The following is a 20,417-nucleotide window of genomic DNA, read 5'->3' as shown; positions in this document are numbered from 1 at the left end:
GCGGCGGATCAGATGCGCATCGGCATCACGACGTACTTGAACTGCTCGTTGCCGGGCAGGGTGATCAGCGCGCTGGAGTTGCCGTCGTTGAAGCGCCATTCGACCTGTTCGGAGGACAGGTTGTTGAGCACGTCGAGCAGGTAGGTGACGTTGAAGCCGATGTCGAGCGGCACGTCGTGGTAATCCACTTCCAGCTCTTCCACCGCTTCTTCCTGTTCGGCGTTGGAGGAGACGATCTTCAGGCTGCCGTCGGAGAGCACCATGCGCACGCCGCGGAACTTGTCCGAGGTGAGGATGGCGGCGCGTTGCAGCGCGGCCAGCAGCGGCACGCGGTCGAAGGCGATCAGGCGCGGGTGGTTCTGCGGGATCACGCGTTCGTAGTCGGGGAACTTGCCGTCGATGAGCTTGGAGATCAGTTCGATGGCGCCGAAGCGGAACACCGCCTGGTTGCCGGCCAGCACGATTTCCAGCGGGTCGTCGTTGTCGGCCAGCTGGCGGGCCAGTTCCAGCACGGTCTTGCGCGGCAGGATGGCTTCGGTGCGCGGCTCCACCGGGGTCTCCAGCGTGCTGGCGGCGTAGGCCAGGCGGTGGCCGTCGGTGGCCACCATGCGCAGCTCGCCGCCGTCGGCGATCACCAGCAGGCCGTTGAGGTAGTAGCGGATGTCCTGCTGGGCCATGGAGTAGGCCACCTGGGCGAGCTGGCGCTTGAAGGTGCGCTGCGGCACGGTGAGGCGCACGGCGTCGCCGTCCGGCACGTTCAGGCGCGGGTAGTCCGCCGCCGGCAGGGTCTGCAGGGCGAAGCGGCTCCTGCCGGCCTTCACGGTGAGGCGCTTGTCGTCCAGGGTGAGGGTGACCTCGGCGCTGTCCGGCAGGGCGCGCAGGATGTCCTGCAGCTTGCGCGCGCCCACGGTGATGGCGGTGTCCTCGCCGCCCTGGTGGCCGGCGCTGGCGGTGCGGATCTGGATCTCGATGTCGGTGGCCAGCAGGGTGAGCGTTTCGCCCTGCTTTTCGATCAGCACGTTGGAGAGGATGGGCAGGGTGTGGCGCTTTTCGACGATGCCGGCAACCGACTGCAGCGGGGCGAGGAGCGCGTCGCGGGTGGTGTTGAGCAGGAGCATGGCGTCTCGTTGAGGAAGGTTGATGGAAGGGTTAGCCGCGCAGCACCTGGGTGAGCACGTGTACGTCGTGGTTGAGCTGGTGGTCGCCCAGGCGCAGCTCGGTGATCGTGCGGCAGGCGTGCAGCACGGTGGTGTGGTCGCGCCCGCCGAAGGCGTCGCCGATGGCCGGCAGGCTCATCGGGGTGAGTTCCTTGGCCAGCCACATGGCGACCTGGCGGGGCCGGGCCACCGCGCGGGTGCGCTTCTTGGAGTGCATGTCGGCGACCTTGATCTTGTAGTAGTCGGCCACCGTCTTCTGGATGTGTTCGATGCTGAGCTGGCGGTTGTGTGCGTTGAGCAGGTCCTTGAGCGCTTCCTTGGCCACTTCCAGCGAGATGCCGCGATTGTGGAAACGCGCGTAGGCCACCACCTTGTTCAGCGCGCCTTCCAGCTCGCGCACGTTGGAGCGCAGGTTCTTGGCGATCAGGAAGGCCACGTCGTCATCCACCGCCACGCGCAGCGCCTCGGCCTTCTTCTTCAGGATGGCCACGCGCATTTCCAGCTCGGGCGGCTCGATCTGCACGGTGAGGCCCCAGTCGAAGCGCGAGATCAGCCGGTCTTCCAGGCCCTGGATGTCCTTGGGGTAGGTGTCGCAGGTGATGACGATCTGCTTGCGTGCCTCGGTGAGCGCGTTGAAGGCGTGGAAGAACTCTTCCTGGGTGCGGTTCTTGTTGTTGAAGAACTGGATGTCGTCGATCAGCAGCAGGTCCAGCGAGCGGTAGTAGCGCTTGAAGGCGTCGAAGCTCTTCTGCTGGTAGGCGCGCACCACGTCGGCGTAGTAGTCCTCGACGTGCACGTAGCGGATCACCATGCGCGGGTTGGCGCGATACACCGCGTTGCCGATGGCGTGGATCAAGTGGGTCTTGCCCAGGCCCACGCCGCCATACACGAACAGCGGGTTGTAGGAGGTGCCGGGGTTCTGCGCCACCTGCATGGCGGCGGCGCGCGCCAGATCGTTGGCGCGTCCGGTGACCAGGGTGTCGAAGGTGAAGTCGGGGTTGAGGCGGGTTTTTTCGTAGGCCACGTCGGTGACGCCGAGGATGGCCTCATCCTCCGTTTTGTCGAGCAGCAGCACGGGCGCGGCCGGTGGTGCTTCGGATGCGTTGGCTGCCTGGGCCTGGGCGGCCGGCGCGCGCGGGGCAAGCGCAGCGCGTGGCGCGCCGGCGGCGGGCAGGGCCAGTTCGATCTCGGGTTCGGCGCCGTAGAATTCGGTGCCCAGTTCGCCGATGCGGCGCAGATAGCGCTCGCGCACCCACTGCAGCACGAAGCGGTTGGGTGCCTGCAGGGCGACCGTGGGCTGTTCCGCACCGCCGCCTTCGCAGGCGGAAAGGGCCTTGATCCAGGTGTTGAACTGCTGCGTGGGCAGTTCCTGCTCAAGGCGCGACAGGCAGAAGGACCAGAAGTCTTGGTTCACGGAACGTGCGGTCTGTGCTTGCGACACGGTACTCAAAACGCGCCCGCCCCCGGATGCGCCGGGGGGCACACGAAGGGAGGCTTGGCGGTCGGATGCTTGTTATAGGGAGCCCGGTCGGCGGGCCGGCAACCAGCGGGTGGCTGCGCGGGCCCCTCCTTTGCCGGCGGGGGCGACCCGGGGATTCTACCCCTGGCGGGCAGACTTATCCACAGGTCTTCCCAAAAACTGTTCTTGACAAACATGGGATTATCCAATTAAATCCTTCGTTTAACCTTTTTCCTCGGGTCAGCTGAAAATGAAACGCACCTACCAACCGTCCGTCGTTCGCCGCAAGCGCACCCATGGCTTCCTGGTCCGCATGAAGACCCGTGGCGGCCGCGCGGTGATCCGTGCCCGTCGTGCGAAGGGCCGTCATCGCCTCGCCGTCTGAGGTGACGGAACTTCCGGGCGTTGACTTCAGGTTTCGCGACGCCCACAGACTACGCAAAACGGATGAGTATTCATCCGTTTTTGCTTTTCGGCGGGCGATCAAGGGGCGCTGGTTCATCGTCCATTACCGCCCCAACGGGCTGGAAACCGCGCGGCTCGGCGTGGTGGTGGCGAAGAAGCTGGCGCGCCGTGCCAGCCTGCGCAATCTGCTGAAACGCCTGACGCGCGAGAATTTCCGCAAGACGCGCGCCACGCTGCCGAAGCTGGACTTGGTGGTCCGGCTGCACGCCAAGGCCGACGATGCCAGCCGCGCGCAGCTCAACGAAGACCTGGCCCGCCTGCTGGCCCGCCTGCCGAGATGACGAACTTTGCGCGACCGCCGTTGCCTGCCGTGTATCGCCAAGCCCCGCGCGCGCCGTCCCGCCGGACGGGTATGATCCCGTTTCCCGACCAACGAACGCTCAATCGATAGCCATCCGTATGGATCAACGTCGCCTCATCCTCTTTCTGATCTTCTCGTTTTCCCTGGTGATGCTGTGGAACGGCTGGCTGGAATACAGCCGTCCCGCGCCGGTGGTGGCCCAGCAGCAGGGCGCCACGGCCGCAGACGGCATCTCCGCGGTGCCGATGCCCAGCCCCGGCAGTACCCTGAGTGCCGCGCCGGTGCCCGGCGGCGCAGCCGGGGCGGCGGAAGCGAACACTTCTGCGCGCATGGTGGTGCGTACCGACCTGATGGTGGCAGAGATCGCCGCGCAGGGCGGCGACATCGTCCGCCTGGAGCTGCCGGCGCACAAATCCAACGAGGACCGCAGCCGCAACTTCGTGCTGTTCGACGATGGCGGCCGGCACCTCTACGCGGCGCAGACCGGCCTGATCGGCGAGGGCCTGCCGAGTCACAAGACCGTGTTCACCCTGCCGGATACGGAGGTGGTGCTGGCCGCCGGCCAGGACAGCGTGACCGTGCGCCTGGAAGCGCCGGAGCAGGATGGCGTGCGGGTGGCCAAGCTGCTGACCTTCCACCGTGGCAACTACCTGGTCGATGTGTCCTACGAGATCAGCAACCAGAGCGACCGGAGCCTGTCGCCGCACGCGTACTACCAGTTCACCCGCGACGGCAAGGCGGCGGAGGCGGTCGAGGTGTTCGGCGTGAATACCTTCACCGGCCCGGCCTTCTATACCGATGCCGAGCGTTTCCAGAAGGTCAAGTTCGAAGATATCGACAAGGGCAAGGCCAAGTTCGTCCGCGATGCCGCGGATGGCTGGGTGGCGATGGTGCAGCACTACTTCGTCGGCGCCTGGCTGCCGGAAGACGGTGCGCAGCGCGAGTTCTTCGCGCGTCGGGTCAGCAATGACCTGTATTCCGCCGGGGTGATCCTGCCGGTGGCCCCGGTGGCCGCGGGCGAGAGCGGCAGCATCGCGGTGCGTCTGTATGCCGGCCCGCAGGAGCAGGACAAGCTGGAGAACATCGCCGCCGGGCTGGATCTGGTGGTCGACTATGGCTTCCTCACGGTGATCGCCGCGCCGCTGTTCTGGGTGCTGTCGTGGTTCCACAGCCTGACCGGCAACTGGGGCTGGGCGATCATCCTGGTGACCGTCGCCATCAAGCTGGTGTTCTTCCCGCTGTCGGCGGCGAGCTACAAGTCGATGGCCAAGATGCGCGTGCTCGGTCCGCGCATGCAGCGCCTGAAGGAGCTGTACGGCAACGACAAGCAGAAGATGCAGCAGGAGATGATGAATCTCTACCGCACCGAGAAGATCAACCCGCTGGGCGGCTGCCTGCCGATCCTGGTGCAGATCCCGGTGTTCATCGCGCTGTACTGGGTGCTGCTGGGCAGCGTGGAGATGCGCCACGCGCCGTGGCTGGGCTGGATCCAGGATCTGTCCTCCAAGGATCCGTACTTCATCCTGCCGGTGATCATGGGCCTGTCCATGCTGGTGCAGATGAAGCTCAACCCGGCGCCGCCCGATCCGATGCAGGCCAAGATCATGATGGCGCTGCCCTTCATCTTCACCATCATGTTCCTGTGGTTCCCGTCCGGCCTGGTGCTGTACTGGGTGGTGAACAACATCCTGTCCATTGCCCAGCAGTGGCAGATCACCCGGATGATCGAGGGTGCGAAGAACGGCAACAAAGCCGCCTCGTGACACCATAGCGGCGGTGGCCACCGCGCCGGGCCGGGGAGGCATCGGCGTGGTGCGCGTGTCCGGCGCCGATCTGGCGCCGTTCGCGCAGGCCATCGCCGGGCGGTTGCCACGCCCGCGCGAAGCGCATTTCGCCCGTTTCCGCGATGCCCAACAACAGGTCCTCGACGAGGGCCTGTTGTTGTTTTTTCCGGCGCCGCATTCGTTCACCGGCGAGGATGTGCTCGAATTGCAGGGCCATGGCGGGCCGGTGGTCATGCAGATGCTGCTGGCGCGCTGTCTCGAACTGGGCGCACGGCTGGCCGAGCCGGGCGAGTTCACCAAGCGTGCGTTTCTCAATGGCAAGCTCGATCTGGCCCAGGCCGAGGGCGTCGCCGATCTGATCAAGGCGTCCACCGCGGCGGCTGCGCGTTCCGCGCTGCGCTCCTTGTCCGGCGCCTTTTCCGCCGAGGTCGACGGCATCCGCGACGCGCTGATCGATCTGCGCATGCTGGTCGAGGCGACGCTGGATTTTCCCGAGGAAGAAATCGATTTTCTCCAGGCCGCCGACGCCTTTGGCCGTCTGCACGCACTGCGGCTGCGCCTGGAGGCGCTGCTGGATCGCGCGCGCCAGGGCGCGCTGCTGCGCAGTGGGCTGAACGTGGTGCTGGTTGGTCGGCCGAATGTCGGCAAGTCCAGCCTGCTCAATCAGCTGGCCGGTGAGGAGCGTGCGATCGTCACCGACGTGGCGGGCACGACGCGTGATGCGCTGCGCGAGACCATCCAGATCGAAGGCATTCCGCTGCATGTCATCGATACCGCAGGGTTGCGCGAAACGGCGGATCAGGTGGAGCGCATCGGCATCGAGCGTACCTGGAAGGAGATCGAACGTGCCGACGTGATCCTGCGGCTGCGCGATGCACGGGAAGGCGCGGGGGAAGAAGATGCCGAGATCGATGGCCTTCTGCCCGAGGGCGTCGAACGCATTACCGTCCACAACAAATCCGACCTGCTGGGTCTGCCCGCATCGCGCCATGAGCGGGAGGGCGCGGTGGAACTTCACCTGAGTGCCCGTACGGGGGATGGAGTGGATCTGCTGCGCGCCGAATTGTTGCGGGTGGCCGGGTGGCATGCCCATGGCGAGGATCTGGTGCTGGCACGCGAGCGTCATCTGATCGCGCTGCGCCGCGCGCTGGAACATGTATGCGAGGCCGAGGAGCGGAGTGGCGCCGCGCTGGAATTGTTTGCCGAGGAATTGAGGTTGGCGCAGGAGGCCCTGGGTGAAATCACGGGAGAATTCTCGGCCGATGACCTGCTGGGTGTCATCTTCTCAAGGTTCTGCATCGGCAAGTAGCAGATCGACAGGCGGCCACGAGTCGCCTGTTTCACGTGAAACGGAGTTCCATGGATATCGATCTGTTGTTCGTAGTACTTGGTATTGCCGCTTTCTTCGCGGGCTTTGTCGATGCCATCGTCGGTGGCGGTGGGTTGATCCAGATTCCCGCATTGTTTGCCGCGTATCCCAATACGACGCCGGCCACGCTGTTCGCCACCAACAAGGCCGCCAGTATCGTGGGAACCAGCAGCGCGGCGATTCAATACGCCCGCCGGGTACGCATCCCGTGGCACGCGGCATTGCCCGGGGCGGTGGCGGCACTGATCGGCGCATGGTTCGGCGCCAAGGCGGTGGCCTATCTGCCGCCCGATGTGCTGCGTCCGCTGATTCTGCTGCTGCTGATCGCCGTGGCGGTCTATACCTTCATGCGCAAGGATCTTGGCCAGCAGTCCAATGAATCCGCTCCAGGCATGAAGGTAAGTGGTATTGCTGCGGGGATTGGCCTGGTGGTCGGCTTCTATGATGGGTTCTTTGGACCGGGAACCGGCAGCTTTCTGATCTTCCTGTTCATCCGGATGCTCGGCATGGATTTCCTGCGCGCATCGGTCACGGCGAAGATCCTCAACGTCGCGACCAACCTGGCCGCGCTGGCGTTCTTTTCGCTCAACGTCGAGGTGCTGTGGAAACTGGCCGCCCTGATGGCGCTGTGCAACCTCGCGGGCGCGGTGACCGGTTCGCGCATGGCGCTGCGCCACGGCACGGCGTTCGTGCGCAAGATGTTCCTGTTCGTCGTCAGTGTGCTCATCATCAAGCTGACCTACGATCTGCTGGCCTGAGCCGCGTTTCACGTGAAACTTGATTGCGTGGCTGGGAGATATATTCGCGCCAATGAGATGGCCGTCCAACGTGATAGAATTGATCGCTTTGCTGTGGTTGGATAGAAGAACACCATGAACGGACTTCATCTGATTGCGGATCTGTACCGCTGTCAATGCCCACCCGACCTGCTGATCGACCGGGACGTACTGGAAACCCTGTGTGTCGACGAGTGCCGCGGTGCCGGTCTGACCCCGCTGGGCGCCTATTTCTATCAGTTTCTGCACGACGACGGCCAGAAGGCCGGCGTGACCGGTACCGTGGTGCTGGCCGAATCCCACCTGGCCATCCACACCTGGCCGGAAAGCGGCGACGTGACCCTGGACGTTTACGTGTGTAATTTCTCGCGCGACAACAGCGAGCGGGCGCGCCAGGTGTTCTCCCGTGTGCTCGATGCCTTGAAGCCGCAGGATTCGGCCTGCCACGATGTCATCCGCGGCAAGATCCTGGCGGAGGCCTGAGGCAATGGCCGAGCGCGACGATCTGCTGCTCGAATGGCTCAACGACGATGCCGGCTTCTTCTACCGGCGCGGCACCTTGCTGGACGCGGGCCAGTCGGCCTACCAGGCCTACGAGGTGTGGCAGACCCCGCAGTTCGGCCGTCTGTTCCGCCTGGACGGCTGCTTCATGACTTCCGAGCGGGATGAGTTCTTCTACCACGAGAATCTCATCCACGTGCCTGCCATTGCCCAGGCCGCACCGCGCCGGGCGCTGGTCATCGGCGGAGGGGATGGCGGCTCGGCGGACGAACTGTTCAAGTACCCGAGCATGGAACGCGTAGTGCTCGTCGAGCTGGACGCCAAGGTGGTGGAGATCGCCCGCGCGCATTTCGACGCCGTGCATCACGGCGCGCTCGACGATCCCCGCCTTGAGCTGCGCGTCGAGGATGGCCTGCGCTATGTGCGCGAAGTGGCCCCGGCAAGCGGCGAGCGTTTCGACCTGATCGTGCTCGACCTCACCGATCCGGTCGGCCCTGCGGAAGCCTTGTATTCCCCCGAATTCTTCCGCGACTGCAAGGCGCTGCTCGCCGAGGGCGGCGCGCTCACCCTGCACATTGGCGCCCCGGTGTTCCAGCCGGAGCGCGTGCGCCGGCTGGTGGACAACCTGCGGGCGGCCTTCACCCGAGTCAGTCCGTATTTCCTCTACATTCCGCTGTACGGCAGCCTGTGGGGCATGGCCAGCGCATCCGACACGCTGGAGCCTGCGGCCCTGTCCGCCGCCGAAGTGGATGCGCGCATCGCGCAGCGTGGCATCGGTGCCCTGCGGCACTACAATGGCGCGGTTCACTGCGCGCAATTCGCGCTGCCCAACTACCTGCGCGAACTGCTCGCCTGACCTCCGCGGAGGGCGGTGCCGCGCCCGCCACAGGCCGATACCAGACGTGACCCACCCGCCATCCAGCCCGCGCCGCGCCGCCCGCCCGCAGGGCGCGGCAAACCGCCGCCCATCCCCACCGGCACCCGTGGTGCTGCCCGAGACCGGCCTGGCCTACGCCATCGCCCGTGCCGCCGCGCTGATCGAAGCGGTCATCGGCGGTGCCAATCTCACCGAGGCCTGGGAAGGCATGCTGCGCGAACATCCGCATTGGCCGGATGCCACCCGGGGCGCAGTGCGCGACCTGGCCTGGGGCACGCTGCGCGACTACGGGCGCGCGGAGGCCGTGCTCAGCCGGCTGATGCAGAAGCCGCTGGACGAACCCTACCAGTCCTTCCTGCGCATCGCGCTGCATCGTCTGGAACGCTGCCCGGAGCAGGCACACACCATCGTCGACCAGGCCGTGGAGGCGGTGGCCGCCGCCGCGCCGGGCCTGAAGGGCGTGGTCAATGGCGTGCTGCGCAACGTCGTGCGCCAGGGCGAGCAGGTGGCGCGCTGGCGGGAGGCCGATGCGGTGGCCCGCCACCGCCATCCGCAGTGGTGGATCGACCGCCTGCGCGCGGCCTGGCCGGCCGAATGGGAAGACGCGCTGGCCGCCGGCAGCCAGCACCCGCCGATGGCGCTGCGGGTGAACCAGCGGCGCGCCACGGTGGAGGAGGTGATCGCCGAACTGGACGCCGCCGGTATCGCCGTGCGCCGCCTGTCCAACGATGCGCTGCTGCTTACCGATCCGTTGCCGGTCGCGCGCCTGCCGGGCTTCGCCGAAGGCCGCGTCTCCGTGCAGGACGCCGGCGCACAATGGGCCGCGCGCTGGCTGGAGGCGTGCGCGGGCGAGCGTGTGCTGGATGCCTGCGCCGCGCCCGGCGGCAAGGCCGCGCACATCCTGGAAGGCGCCGACGCGGCTCTCACCGCGCTGGAAATCGACCCGCGCCGCGCGCGCCGCATCGAGGGCAACTTCGCCCGTCTCGGACTGCATGGCACGGTGCGCGTGGGTGATGCCCGCCATCCCGAACGCTGGTGGGACGGCCGGCCGTTCGACCGCATCCTGGCCGACGTGCCGTGCTCGGCCTCCGGCGTGGCGCGCCGCCACCCGGACATCAAGTGGCTGCGCCGCCGCGAGGACATCGCGCACTTCGCCGCGCAGCAGGCCGGGATACTCGATGCACTTTGGCAGACGCTGGCGCCGGGTGGCACAATGCTGTACGTGACCTGTTCGGTGTTCGACGAGGAAAACCGCGGCCAGATGGCCCGCTTCCGCGAGCGCCATGCCGACGTCCTGCGCCTGCCGATCGATGGCCGGCTCGAGCAACAGCTGCTGCCTACCCCCGAGCATGACGGTTTCTACTACGCCCTGCTGCGCAAGCGTGTCTAGGTCTGCCCTGGGCTGGCCCGGCCTTCTGGCCGGCTGGCTGCTGCTGTGCGCCCTGTGGCTGCCGATGGGCGCTACCGCCAACGACGAGGCCCGCCTGCTCCACGCCGAAGTGCTGCTGCGCGAGGAAGGCTACGTGGTCAACGCGGAATTCGGCGTCGAACTCAACGACCGCCTGGCCGAGGCGGTCAATCGCGGCGTGTCGCTGTACTTCGTCGCCGAATTCGTCGTCGAGCGTCCGCGCTGGTACTGGTTCAACAAGGTGGTGGTGGACCGCCGGCTCAACTACCGCCTGTCCTACCACGCCATCACGCGCAGCTACCGCCTGTCGCTGGGCAGCTTCCACCAGAGCTTCGACAGCCTGGAAGGGGCGCTGCTGACCATGCAGCGCATCCGCAACTGGCAGGTGGCCGGGCGCGACGAACTGGAAGACGGGCAGTCCTACAATGCCGCGATCCGCTTCCGCCTCGACACTGCACAACTGCCCAAACCCTTCCAGGTCACCGCGATCGGCAGCCGCGAGTGGAATCTCGGCACCGACTGGTACGCCTGGACCTTCCTGGCGGGGGCGCAGATCGGCCAATGAAGCGCATCGCTCTCCTCGTCATCGCCGCCCTGGCCGGCATCTCGTTGTTCCTGCTGGCCTCGGCGAGCGCCAATTCCGATCTGTTCGCCAACAGCTATCCCTACCTGCTGGCGCTCAACGGCGTGGTCGCGGTGGCGCTCGCCGGGCTGGTCGGCGTGCAGCTGCGCGCGCTGTGGCGGGAGTACCGCACCCGCCAGTTCGGCTCCCGGCTCAAGTACCGGCTGGTGCTGATGTTCGCGCTGATGGCGCTGCTGCCCGGCGTGGTGGTGTACGCGGTGTCGCTGCAGTTCGTCGTGCGCAGCATCGAATCGTGGTTCGACGTGCGTGTCGATTCCGCGCTGGAAGGCGGCATCGCGCTCGGCCAGAACGCGCTCGACTACCTGGTCGGGCAGATCGCCGACAAGGCGGAGGGCATGGCGCTGGAGCTGGAGGATCTGCCGGTGTCCAGCACCCGCCTGAACCGCCTGCGCGAACAGGCCGGGGTGGCCAGCCTGACGATCGTGTCGGCCAGCGGCCAGTTGCTCACCACGGTGACCGACGGGCGCGGCAGCCTGATCCCCGATCTGCCCGGCCCCGCGCAACTGCGCCAGGCCCGCCAGTTCCGCAAGTTCAGCCAGGTCGACAGCCTGCCGGACGGCTCGCTGCTGATCCGCGTGGTGGTGCCCATGCCCGGCCGTTCGCTGGTGCAGGAGCCGCCCTACCTGGTGATCGGCCAGCCGGTGCCGGAAACCTTTGCCCGCCATGTCGAGGCGGTGCAGGAGGCCTACCGCGACTACCAGCAGCTCACCCTGGGGCGCGACGGGCTCACGCGCATCTACACGCTCACGCTGACCCTCGCCCTGCTGCTCGCGCTGCTCGGCGCGATGGCCTTCGCCTTCGTGCTCGCGCGCCGGCTCGCTGCGCCGCTGCTGATTCTCGCCGAGGGTACCCAGGCGGTGGCGCAGGGTGATTACTCGCCGCGCCAGGCGTTGCCCGCGCGCGACGAGCTGGGCGTGCTCACCCAGTCCTTCAACCGCATGACCCGCCAGCTGGACGACGCGCGCGCGGCCGCCGAGCGCAACCGTGCGGCGGTGGAGTCGGCGCGCGCCTACCTGGAAAGCGTGCTGGCCAACCTGTCCACCGGCGTGCTGGCCTTTGCCGCCGACGGCACGCTGCGCGCCGCCAACCGGGGGGCGATGGACATCCTGGGCGATCCGCTGGAAGGCTTCGAGGATCTCGCGCTGGCCGACTGGCCGCGCCACGAGGTGTTCCGTGATGCCCTGCTGGAAGGTTTCGCCGCCAACGAGGGCGACTGGCATCGCGAACTCGAACTGGCGCGCGCCGATGTGGCGCCGCAGACCCTGCTGATCCACGGCGCGCGCCTGCCGGAGAGCTCCGGTGGCGGCTCGGTGGTGGTGTTCGACGACATCTCCAGCCTGATCGCCGCGCAGCGCACCGCCGCCTGGGGCGAGGTGGCGCGCCGGCTGGCACACGAGATCAAGAACCCGCTGACCCCCATCCAGCTGTCCGCCGAGCGTCTCCTGCACAAGCTGCACGACCGCCTCGACGGCGACGCGCAGGCCATGCTGGAGCGTTCCACGCGCACCATCGTGAACCAGGTCGAGGCCATGAAGAACCTGGTCAATGCCTTCCGCGACTATGCCCGCCTGCCCGCCCCGCAACTCGGCGCGGTGGACCTCAACGGGCTGATCGAGGAAGTGCTCAACCTCTACGAGAGCACGCCGCTCGGCATCCGCAAGGAGTTGTCCGCGGATCTGCCGGCGGTACTGGGCGACGCCTCGCAGCTGCGCCAGATCATCCACAATCTGCTGCAGAATGCAGAGGATGCACTGGCCGGCCGCGAGGCGCCGGAACTGCGCATCGCCACGTGCGTCGAGAACGAGCGCGTGGTGCTGCGCACGCGCGACAACGGCCCGGGCTTTCCGCCCGAGGTGCTGGCGCGTGCCTTCGAACCCTACTTCACCACCAAGGCGCGCGGGACCGGCCTGGGCCTGGCGATGGTCAAGAAGATCGTCGACGAGCACGGCGGCGACGTGCGCCTGAGCAACCCGGACGGCGGCGGGGCGGAAATCCGCATCCGTCTGTGCGCGGTGGCGGCCGACAACTGATACGACGGAATCATGGCGAACATACTCATCGTTGACGACGAAATGGGCATCCGCGAGTTGCTCTCGGAAATCCTGCGTGACGAAGGGCACGACGTGGTGCTTGCGGAAAACGCCGGCGCGGCGCGCGCCGCGCGCAACGCTGCGCGGCCCGATCTGGTGCTGCTGGACATCTGGATGCCCGACACTGACGGCATCACCCTGCTGAAGGAGTGGGCGGCCAGCGGCCAGCTCATCATGCCGGTGGTGATGATGTCCGGCCACGGCACCATCGATACCGCGGTGGAAGCCACCCGCATCGGTGCCATCGACTATCTGGAAAAGCCCATCGCCCTGCAGAAGCTGCTGGGCGCGGTGAAGCGCGGCCTGCAGCGTCCGGCCACCCCCGGCGCGCCCGCGCCGCTGAGCCTGGCGGCGTTCACGCGTTCGCAGGCCCTGCGCGAACTGCGCCGCCGCATCGAGCAGATCGGCGAGAACTCGCGCGTGCTGCTGCTCAAGGTGGGCGCCGGCAGCATCGCCGAACTGGCCGCGCGCAGCGTGCTGGGCTGCTCCACGCAATGGGTGGACCTGGCCGCGCTGCATGCGCCCATCGATATCTCCCAGCTGCAGGGCGCGCATGGCGGGGTGGTGTTCGTCGGCGAACTGGCGCGCCTGTCGCGTCCCCAGCAGAAGAATCTGGCTTTCACGCTGGAGCGCCTGGACCGCTACGACCTGCGCATGGTGGTGGCCACCGACCACGCGCAGGACGCGCTGGCCCGCCTGGGCTGGGACGAAGGGCTGCTCGCCCGCCTGTTCGAGGTCAGCCTGGCGCCGCCCTCGCTGGCCGACCTGCGCGACGACCTGCCCGAACTGGCCGCGCAGATCCTGCTGCATCTGGTCGAGGCCGGCGAAGTGCCGCGCCATCATTTCTCCACCGCCGCGCTCAACGCGCTGCGCACGCATCCCTGGCCGGGCGGCTACGCTGAACTGCGCGCGGCGGTGAAGTCCATCGCCTTGGGCACGCTGGAAGAGGAAATCTCGCTGGCCGACGTGCGCCGCATGACCGCGCCGCCGGCCGAGGGCACGCTGTACGGCCTGCCGCTCGACCAGCCCCTGCGCGAGGCGCGCGAGGCCTTCGAGCGCCTGTACTTCGAGCACCACCTGCGCCTGGAAGGCGGCAACATGACCCGCCTGGCGGAGAAGACCGGGCTGGAGCGCACCCATCTGTACCGCAAGCTCAAGCAGCTCGGCCTGCAGGCCGGCCGGCGCGCCGAGGAAAGCTGAAGCGTCGGTGCCGACGCGCTGTTGGTGCGCCGCAACATGACATGGCGGTGTGCCCGGAGGCGGGCGTAGAATGGCCGTCTTCCCCTGCGGATAGGCGCATGTCGTGAAGATCATCATTCTCGGCGCCGGCCAGGTCGGCGCCTCGGTGGCGGAAAACCTCGTGTCCGAGGCCAACGACATCACCCTGGTGGATACCAGCGCCGTCCAGCTCGCCGCGCTGCGCAGCCGGCTGGAGGTGCGCACGGTGTGCGGCAACGCAGCCGCGCCCTCGGTGCTGCGCGAGGCCGGCGCGGAAGACGCCGACCTGCTGATCGCGGTCACCCAGTCCGACCAGACCAATCTGTGCGCCTGCCGCATCGCCAAGGTGGTCTTCAACCTGCCCACGCGCATCGCCCGGCTGCGTTCCACCGATTTCGCCGACTATCCCGAGCTGCTCGACGACGACAATTTCGCGGTGGATTTCTCCATCTGCCCGGAGCAGATCGTCACCGACTACATCCGCCGCCTGATCGCCTTTCCCGAGGCCCTGCAGGTGCTCGAATTCGCCGACGGCGCGGTCAGCCTGGTGAGCGTGAAGGCCTTCGAGGGCGGGCCGCTGGTGGGCAAGCCGCTGAAGAACCTGCGCCAGCACCTGCCCGACGTGGAGGCGCGCATCGTCGCCATCTACCGCAACGGCCTGCCCATCCCCTCCGACGGCGCCACGCTGGTGGTGCCCGGCGACGAAGTGTTCTGCCTGGCCGCCAGCACCGACATCCGCAAGGTGCTGCGCGAACTGCGCCGTACCGACCGGCCGATGCGGCGCATCATGATCGCCGGCGGCGGCAACATCGGCCAGCGCCTGGCGCGCAGCATCGAGGCCGAGTACGTGGTGAAGATCCTCGAGACCAGCGAGGCGCGCGCCGAACTGCTCGCCACCCAGCTCAACGGCAGCCTGGTGCTGCGCGGCGACGCCACCGACGAGAAGCTGCTGGAGAGCGAGGGCATCGACGAGATGGACCTGTTCGTCGCGCTGACCAACGACGAGGAAGACAACATCATGTCCGCCTCGCTCGCCAAGCGCCTGGGCGCGCGCCGCACGCTGGCGCTGATCAACCGCAAGAGCTACGTCGATCTGGTGCAGGGCGGGCCCATCGACATCGCCATCTCGCCGGCGCAGACCTCCATCGGTTCGCTGCTCGCCCACGTGCGGCGCGGCGACGTGGTCGCGGTACACAGCCTGCGCCGGGGCGCGGCTGAGGCGCTGGAGATCATCGCCCACGGCACGCCCAAGGAATCCAAGGTGGTGGGCCGCCGCATCGAGGAGATCGCCCTGCCCGACGGGGCCTCCATCGGCGCCGTGGTGCGTGCCGGGCAGCGCGGCGACGGCAAGGCGGCACGCCGCCAGGTGATCATTCCGCACCACGACACGGTGATCGAGCCGGAAGACCACGTGATCGTGTTCTGTACCCACAAGAACCTGGTGCGCAAGGTCGAGAAACTGTTCCAGGTCGGCTTCGGCTTCCTCTGATCCGCGCGCCCATGCGTCCCTACTTTCCGGCTTTCAAGGCGCTCGGCCTGATCGTGATGATCTTCGGCCTGCTGATGGCCTTTCCGCTCATCGTCTCGTTCTGGCTCAACGACGGCGCCACCCCGGCCTACGACAAGGCGCTGCTGATCACCGTGGGCTGCGGGGCGCTGCTGTGGATGTTCACCCGCTCGGCGCGCCGCGACCTGCGCGTGCATGACGGCTTTCTGCTGGTGGTCTCGGCCTGGGTGGTGCTGCCGGTGTTCGGCGCGCTGCCGCTGCTCGCCCACCTGCCGGAGCTGTCCTTCACCCACGCCTATTTCGAGGCCGCCTCTGGGCTGACCGCCACCGGGGCGACCATCCTGCGCGAGGTGGAGGATCTGCCGGTCTCGATCAACCTGTGGCGCACCTTCATGCACTGGATCGGCGGCATGGGGGTGATCGTGCTGGTGGTCGCCATCCTGCCGCTGCTCGGCATCGGCGGCCGGCAGATGTTCCAGGCCGAAGTGCCCACGCCGATGAAGGAAAGCAGTCTCACCCCGCGCATCACCGAAACCGCCAAGGGCCTGTGGATGACCTACATCCTGCTCACCGTGGCCTGCGGGCTGAGTTTCCGGGCGGTCGGGCTGGACGGCTGGGACGCGCTGATCCACGCCTTCACGGTCACCGGGCTGGGCGGTTTTTCCAGCAAGGATGCCTCGCTGGGCCATTTCGACAGCGTCGGCGTGGAGGTGGTGACCATCGTCTTCGCTCTGCTCGCCGGGCTCAACTACGCCACCCACTACCTCGCGCTGGCGCGGCGCAGCCTGCGCCCCTATCTGCGCGACCCGGAAATCCGCCACTACTTTGCCGTGCTCGCCGCCAGCATCGGCATGCTGACCTTCTATCTCACCGCCGTGCAGGGTGGCGGCGACGTGCCGGCGACCCTGCGCGCGGTGGCCTTCCACGTGGTGTCGATCGCCACCTCGCTCGGCCTGACCACGCAGGACTACACGCAGTGGCCGATGTTCGCGCAGCTGTGGATCCTGTTCCTCGGCAGCTTCATCGCCTGTTCCGGGTCCACCGGCGGGGGCATCAAGATGATGCGCGCGATGATCCTCTACAAGCAGTTCTTCCGCGAGATCATCCGCTCGCTGCATCCGCAGGCGGTCAGCCCGGTGCGCCTGGGCGAGCAGCCGGTGTCGGAAAGCGTGCTGCACGCCGTGCTGGGTTTCTCGTTCATGTACATGGTGTCCATCGTTTCGCTGACGCTCACCCTGTCGGCCACCGGGCTGGACATCGTCACCGCGTTCTCGGCGGTGGTGGCCTGCATCAACAACACCGGCCCGGGCCTCGGCGGCGTGGGGCCGGCCGGCAGCTATGCGGACATGAACACCTTCCAGAGCTGGCTGCTGGCCTTCACCATGATCCTCGGCCGCCTGGAGATCTTCACCTTCCTGGTGGTGCTCACCCCGTCGTTCTGGCGGCGCTGAGCGCCGGCCCGCCGGCCAGTTCGCACAGCACCGTGAGCAGCACGCGCGCGCCGGCCTCCAGGTGGTGTGGGTGGGTGAATTCGCGCACGTTGTGGCTGATGCCCTCCACGCTGGGCACGAAGATCATCGCGGTGGGGCAGACGGCGGCGAGCATCTGCGCGTCGTGCCCGGCGCCGCTGGGCATGCGGCGGGTGGACAGGCCCAGCGCGCGGGCATGGCGCTCGATGCGCGCGGCCATCTCCGGGGCGAAGCGCACCGGGGCGAAGCGCGCCAGGCTGCGGGTGGCGATGTCCACGCCCTCGGCAGCGCGCAAGTTTTCCAGATGGGCGGCCAGGCGCGCCTCGGCCAATTGCAGCTGAGCCTCGTCGGTGTTGCGCAGGTCCACGCCGAGCCGCGCCTGCCTGGGCACCACGTTGATCAGGTTGGGGAAGAACTCGATGCGGCCCACCGTGGCCACCTGGCTGCCGCCCAGTTCCAGCGCCAGTTCGCGCACGCAGGCGATCAGCGCGCCGGCCGCCCAGCCCGCGTCGCGGCGCAGCGCCATCGGCGTGGTGCCGGCGTGGTTGGCGGTGCCGCGGATATCGACCTCGGTCCACGAGATGCCCTGCACCGATTCCACCACGCCGATGTCGACGCCCTCGCGGTCGAGTACCGGCCCCTGTTCGATGTGCAGCTCCACGAAGGCGCGCGGCACCGGGCCGGGCACCGGCGCCGCGCCGGCATAGCCGATGCGCGCGAGTTCCTCGCCCACCGTGGGGCCGTCGATGCCGCGCGCGGCCAGGGCCTCGCCGAGCGCCAGGGAACCGGCATAGACCTGGCTGCCCATCATGTCCGGGGCGAAGCGCACGCCTTCCTCGTTGGTGAAGAAGGCCACCGCCAGCGGGTGCTCGGTGCGCACGCCGGCGTCGTTGAGCGCGGCCACCACCTCCAGCCCGGCGAGCACGCCGTAGTTGCCGTCGTAGCGCCCGCCGGTGCCCACCGTGTCGATGTGCGAGCCGGTCATCACCGGCGCGCCGTCCACGCGCCCGGCGCGCACGCCGACGACGTTGCCGATGGCATCCACGCGCACGTCCAGGCCCAGCTCGCGCATCCAGCCGCACACCAGATCGCGGCCGGCGCGGTCAGCGTCGCCGAGCGCCAGGCGCGCGCAGCCGCCGCCCTCGATGGCGCCGACTTCGGCGAGCCGGGCGATGCGCCGGGCCAGACGTTCGCCGTCGATGCGGGGCGTGTTCATGATCCGGCGGTCTCCGCGATCGCACCGGCGTATTGGAAGGAAAGCGCGTCGAAGGGGGCGGGTACTGGGTTCATGCGGGGTCCGGAAAGCGGCCGTGGTGGATTGGCGGAGGCAGGTCCGACTATAAAGCAGCCGCTGCGATCCCGCCGGTTCCGGTGAGCGCGGCGCCAATGCCCTCCCGCACGGGTCCATGCAACCTGCCCGTCCGGTTAGGCGGGCGGGGCGAAACGCGGGATAATCCCGCCTTTACCCCGGTGCGGCCCTCGTGGCTCGCGGCCGGGCCGCCCGGACGAGATCAGGAACGCCAACGTGAGCCGCCTCAAGAACGATACCTTCCTCCGCGCGCTGCTGCGCCAGCCCACCGAATACACCCCCGTCTGGCTGATGCGCCAGGCCGGGCGCTATCTGCCGGAGTACTGCGAGACCCGCAAGCGCGCGGGCAGCTTCCTGCAACTGTGCAAGAGCCCGACGATGGCCTGCGAGGTCACCTTGCAGCCGCTGGAACGCTACGACCTGGACGCGGCCATCCTGTTTTCCGACATCCTCACCGTGCCCGACGCCATGGGCCTGGGGCTGTACTTCGCCGAGGGCGAGGGGCCGCGCTTCGAGCGCCCGTTGCGCGAGGAAGCGGACATCCTCAAGCTCGCCGCGCCCGATCCGCACGGCGAACTGCGCTACGTCGTGGACGCGGTGGCCGAAATCCGCCGCGCGCTGGACGGCCGCGTGCCGCTGATCGGCTTCTCCGGCAGCCCGTGGACGCTGGCCTGCTACATGGTCGAGGGCGGTTCCGGCGCGGAAACCGACTATCGCCGCGTGAAGACCATGGCCTACGCGCGCCCCGACCTGCTGCACCGCATCCTGTCGGTGACCGCCGATGCGGTGGTGGCCTACCTCAACGCGCAGATCGAAGCCGGCGCGCAGGCCGTCATGGTGTTCGACTCCTGGGGCGGCGTGCTGTCCGAGGCGGCCTACCGCGAATTCTCGCTGGCCTATCTGGAGCGCGTGGTGCAGGGCCTGATCCGCGAGCGCGACGGCGAGCGCGTGCCCAGCATCGTGTTCACCAAGGGTGGCGGCGTGTGGCTGGAGCAGATCGCCGGCATCGGCTCGGACGCCGTGGGCCTGGACTGGACGCTGGACATCGGCCGCGCGCGTGAGCTGGTGGGCCACAAGGTGGCGCTGCAGGGCAACCTGGACCCGACCATCCTGTTCGCGCCCCCCGAAGTGGTGGCCGCCGAGGCGCGCCGCGTGGTCGATGCCTTCGGCCCGCATCCCGGCCACGTGTTCAACCTGGGCCACGGCATCTCCCAATTCACCCCGCCGGAGAACGTCTCGGTGCTGGTCGATACCGTGCATGCACGCAGCCGTGAACTGCGTGCCGGCACGCGCTGATTCCGCCACATCCAGGGTGCCCGGAAAACCCGTTTTCCGAATGGGGTTCCGGGTGCCTTGTCAAGCAAGAAAATGCACCGAAATGGGTTGACTTATACACACCGAAGCGTTCCGAAGGCGCGCACCGGAGGCAAATCGATGAATATGCAGGTGTTTTTTCAAGCAATTGATTTTAAAAAGAATTTTTGATGCCTAATGATGGGGCAAAGTATAGAAAATGCTTGCGCCACACAGGTTTGCAGCGTTTTCACCCATGCTTTCCACAAAGTTATCCACAGGTTTTGTGGACAAGCCGCCGAGCTGTTTTCCAGGCAAGCTGTTACCGCTCCTTTCCAGGGTATTTCTCAAAAGAACACGGTAATGTCTTGTTTATGAAGAACTTCAACGGACAATAAGTCGCCGCTGATGAACATTGTCCGTGTCGCGCTTCCTGTTCCGATTCCACAACTGTTTGATTACACGGCGGAAAATGTAGACGCCTCGGACGTCGGACGCTGCGTGCGGGTGCCCTTCGGGCGGGGCGAGAAGAGCGGTTTGATCGTCGCCCTGTCCGCTGCGGCGGAGGTCGAATCCACGCGCCTCAAAGCGGTACTCCACATCCAGCGCGAGGTCGCCGCGCTGCCGGCCGACTGGCTGGAGCTGGTGTCCTTCACCGCGCGCTACTATCACGCCCCCCTCGGCGAGGTCATCGCCCTCGCGCTGCCGCCCGGCCTGCGCCGTGCCGACGCGGTGGCCGGGCGCGACGCCGATCCGCTGCTCGCCCTGGCCGAGGCCGGCCGCGCCGCGCT

The 20,417-nt window shown here is 67.6% G+C and carries 18 protein-coding genes; 15 read left to right on the top strand and 3 right to left on the bottom strand.

Annotated features, from left to right (window positions below; translation table 11 throughout):
- Positions 1-8: 8 nt before the first annotated feature.
- Positions 9-1,118, bottom strand: coding sequence for a DNA polymerase III subunit beta (dnaN, locus tag E6C76_RS10510; protein ID WP_136348212.1), 1,110 nt, complete (start codon positions 1,116-1,118; stop codon positions 9-11).
- A 31-nt stretch (positions 1,119-1,149) separates the two neighbouring features.
- On the bottom strand, positions 1,150-2,571 hold the full coding sequence (gene dnaA, locus E6C76_RS10505) for a chromosomal replication initiator protein DnaA (RefSeq protein ID WP_230976238.1): 1,422 nt from the start codon (positions 2,569-2,571) through the stop codon (positions 1,150-1,152).
- A 295-nt stretch (positions 2,572-2,866) separates the two neighbouring features.
- Here dnaA and rpmH point away from each other — a divergent pair, with 295 nt between their 5' ends.
- The 13 genes from rpmH (at position 2,867) to E6C76_RS10440 (ending at position 17,006) form a co-directional block, all read left to right on the top strand.
- Positions 2,867-3,001: a 50S ribosomal protein L34 gene (gene rpmH, locus E6C76_RS10500; protein ID WP_002926183.1), complete on the top strand. Its 135-nt coding sequence runs from the start codon at positions 2,867-2,869 to the stop codon at positions 2,999-3,001.
- Positions 2,961-3,362 (top strand): ribonuclease P protein component, encoded by a 402-nt coding sequence (gene rnpA, locus E6C76_RS10495; protein WP_230976237.1) that lies wholly within the window; start codon positions 2,961-2,963, stop codon positions 3,360-3,362. Before rpmH ends, rnpA begins: the two co-directional genes overlap by 41 nt.
- Positions 3,363-3,480: 118 nt before the next feature.
- Entirely contained in the window at positions 3,481-5,145 is a 1,665-nt protein-coding gene (gene yidC / locus E6C76_RS10490) for a membrane protein insertase YidC (protein WP_136348209.1), read from the top strand.
- Positions 5,114-6,475, top strand: coding sequence for a tRNA uridine-5-carboxymethylaminomethyl(34) synthesis GTPase MnmE (gene mnmE / locus E6C76_RS10485; RefSeq protein ID WP_136348208.1), 1,362 nt, complete (start codon positions 5,114-5,116; stop codon positions 6,473-6,475). The genes yidC and mnmE overlap by 32 nt, the downstream gene beginning before the upstream one ends.
- A gap of 50 nt (positions 6,476-6,525) precedes the next feature.
- Positions 6,526-7,293 carry a sulfite exporter TauE/SafE family protein gene (locus E6C76_RS10480; protein ID WP_136348207.1) on the top strand — a complete coding sequence of 256 codons (768 nt, stop codon included), beginning with the start codon at positions 6,526-6,528 and terminating at the stop codon, positions 7,291-7,293.
- Positions 7,294-7,407: 114 nt separating this feature from the next.
- Complete coding sequence (gene speD, locus E6C76_RS10475; RefSeq protein ID WP_136348206.1) at positions 7,408-7,794, top strand: adenosylmethionine decarboxylase; 387 nt, start codon at positions 7,408-7,410, stop codon at positions 7,792-7,794.
- A gap of 4 nt (positions 7,795-7,798) precedes the next feature.
- Entirely contained in the window at positions 7,799-8,668 is an 870-nt protein-coding gene (gene speE / locus E6C76_RS10470; protein WP_136348205.1) for a polyamine aminopropyltransferase, read from the top strand.
- 130 nt (positions 8,669-8,798) lie between these two features.
- A complete protein-coding gene (gene rsmB, locus E6C76_RS10465; RefSeq protein WP_230976268.1) occupies positions 8,799-10,079 on the top strand; it encodes a 16S rRNA (cytosine(967)-C(5))-methyltransferase RsmB in 1,281 nt (426 codons plus the stop codon).
- Positions 10,080-10,143: 64 nt separating this feature from the next.
- Complete coding sequence (locus E6C76_RS10460) at positions 10,144-10,662, top strand: DUF4390 domain-containing protein (RefSeq protein ID WP_136348673.1); 519 nt, start codon at positions 10,144-10,146, stop codon at positions 10,660-10,662.
- On the top strand, positions 10,659-12,770 hold the full coding sequence (locus E6C76_RS10455; RefSeq protein WP_136348203.1) for a sensor histidine kinase: 2,112 nt from the start codon (positions 10,659-10,661) through the stop codon (positions 12,768-12,770). Before E6C76_RS10460 ends, E6C76_RS10455 begins: the two co-directional genes overlap by 4 nt.
- A 12-nt stretch (positions 12,771-12,782) precedes the next feature.
- Entirely contained in the window at positions 12,783-14,030 is a 1,248-nt protein-coding gene (locus E6C76_RS10450) for a sigma-54-dependent transcriptional regulator (RefSeq protein WP_136348202.1), read from the top strand.
- A 103-nt stretch (positions 14,031-14,133) separates the two neighbouring features.
- Positions 14,134-15,537 carry a Trk system potassium transporter TrkA gene (gene trkA, locus E6C76_RS10445; protein WP_136348201.1) on the top strand — a complete coding sequence of 468 codons (1,404 nt, stop codon included), beginning with the start codon at positions 14,134-14,136 and terminating at the stop codon, positions 15,535-15,537.
- Between the two features lie 11 nt (positions 15,538-15,548).
- A complete protein-coding gene (locus E6C76_RS10440) occupies positions 15,549-17,006 on the top strand; it encodes a TrkH family potassium uptake protein (protein ID WP_136348200.1) in 1,458 nt (485 codons plus the stop codon).
- On the opposite strand, the gene E6C76_RS10435 is transcribed toward E6C76_RS10440, so the two are convergent.
- Complete coding sequence (locus E6C76_RS10435; RefSeq protein ID WP_136348199.1) at positions 16,981-18,240, bottom strand: Zn-dependent hydrolase; 1,260 nt, start codon at positions 18,238-18,240, stop codon at positions 16,981-16,983. The genes E6C76_RS10440 and E6C76_RS10435 overlap by 26 nt on opposite strands.
- A gap of 309 nt (positions 18,241-18,549) precedes the next feature.
- Here E6C76_RS10435 and hemE point away from each other — a divergent pair, with 309 nt between their 5' ends.
- Complete coding sequence (gene hemE, locus E6C76_RS10430) at positions 18,550-19,629, top strand: uroporphyrinogen decarboxylase (protein WP_136348198.1); 1,080 nt, start codon at positions 18,550-18,552, stop codon at positions 19,627-19,629.
- Between the two features lie 405 nt (positions 19,630-20,034).
- On the top strand, positions 20,035-20,417 hold a 383-nt coding region (locus E6C76_RS10425; protein ID WP_456320490.1), incomplete at its 3' end, for a primosomal protein N' family DNA-binding protein.

It is taken from the genome of Pseudothauera nasutitermitis, from assembly GCF_004801295.1.
GTDB lineage: Bacteria > Pseudomonadota > Gammaproteobacteria > Burkholderiales > Rhodocyclaceae > Pseudothauera > Pseudothauera nasutitermitis.
Note: the sequence above shows the minus strand (reverse complement) of the source record. Positions and strands in the feature narration are given on the sequence as shown.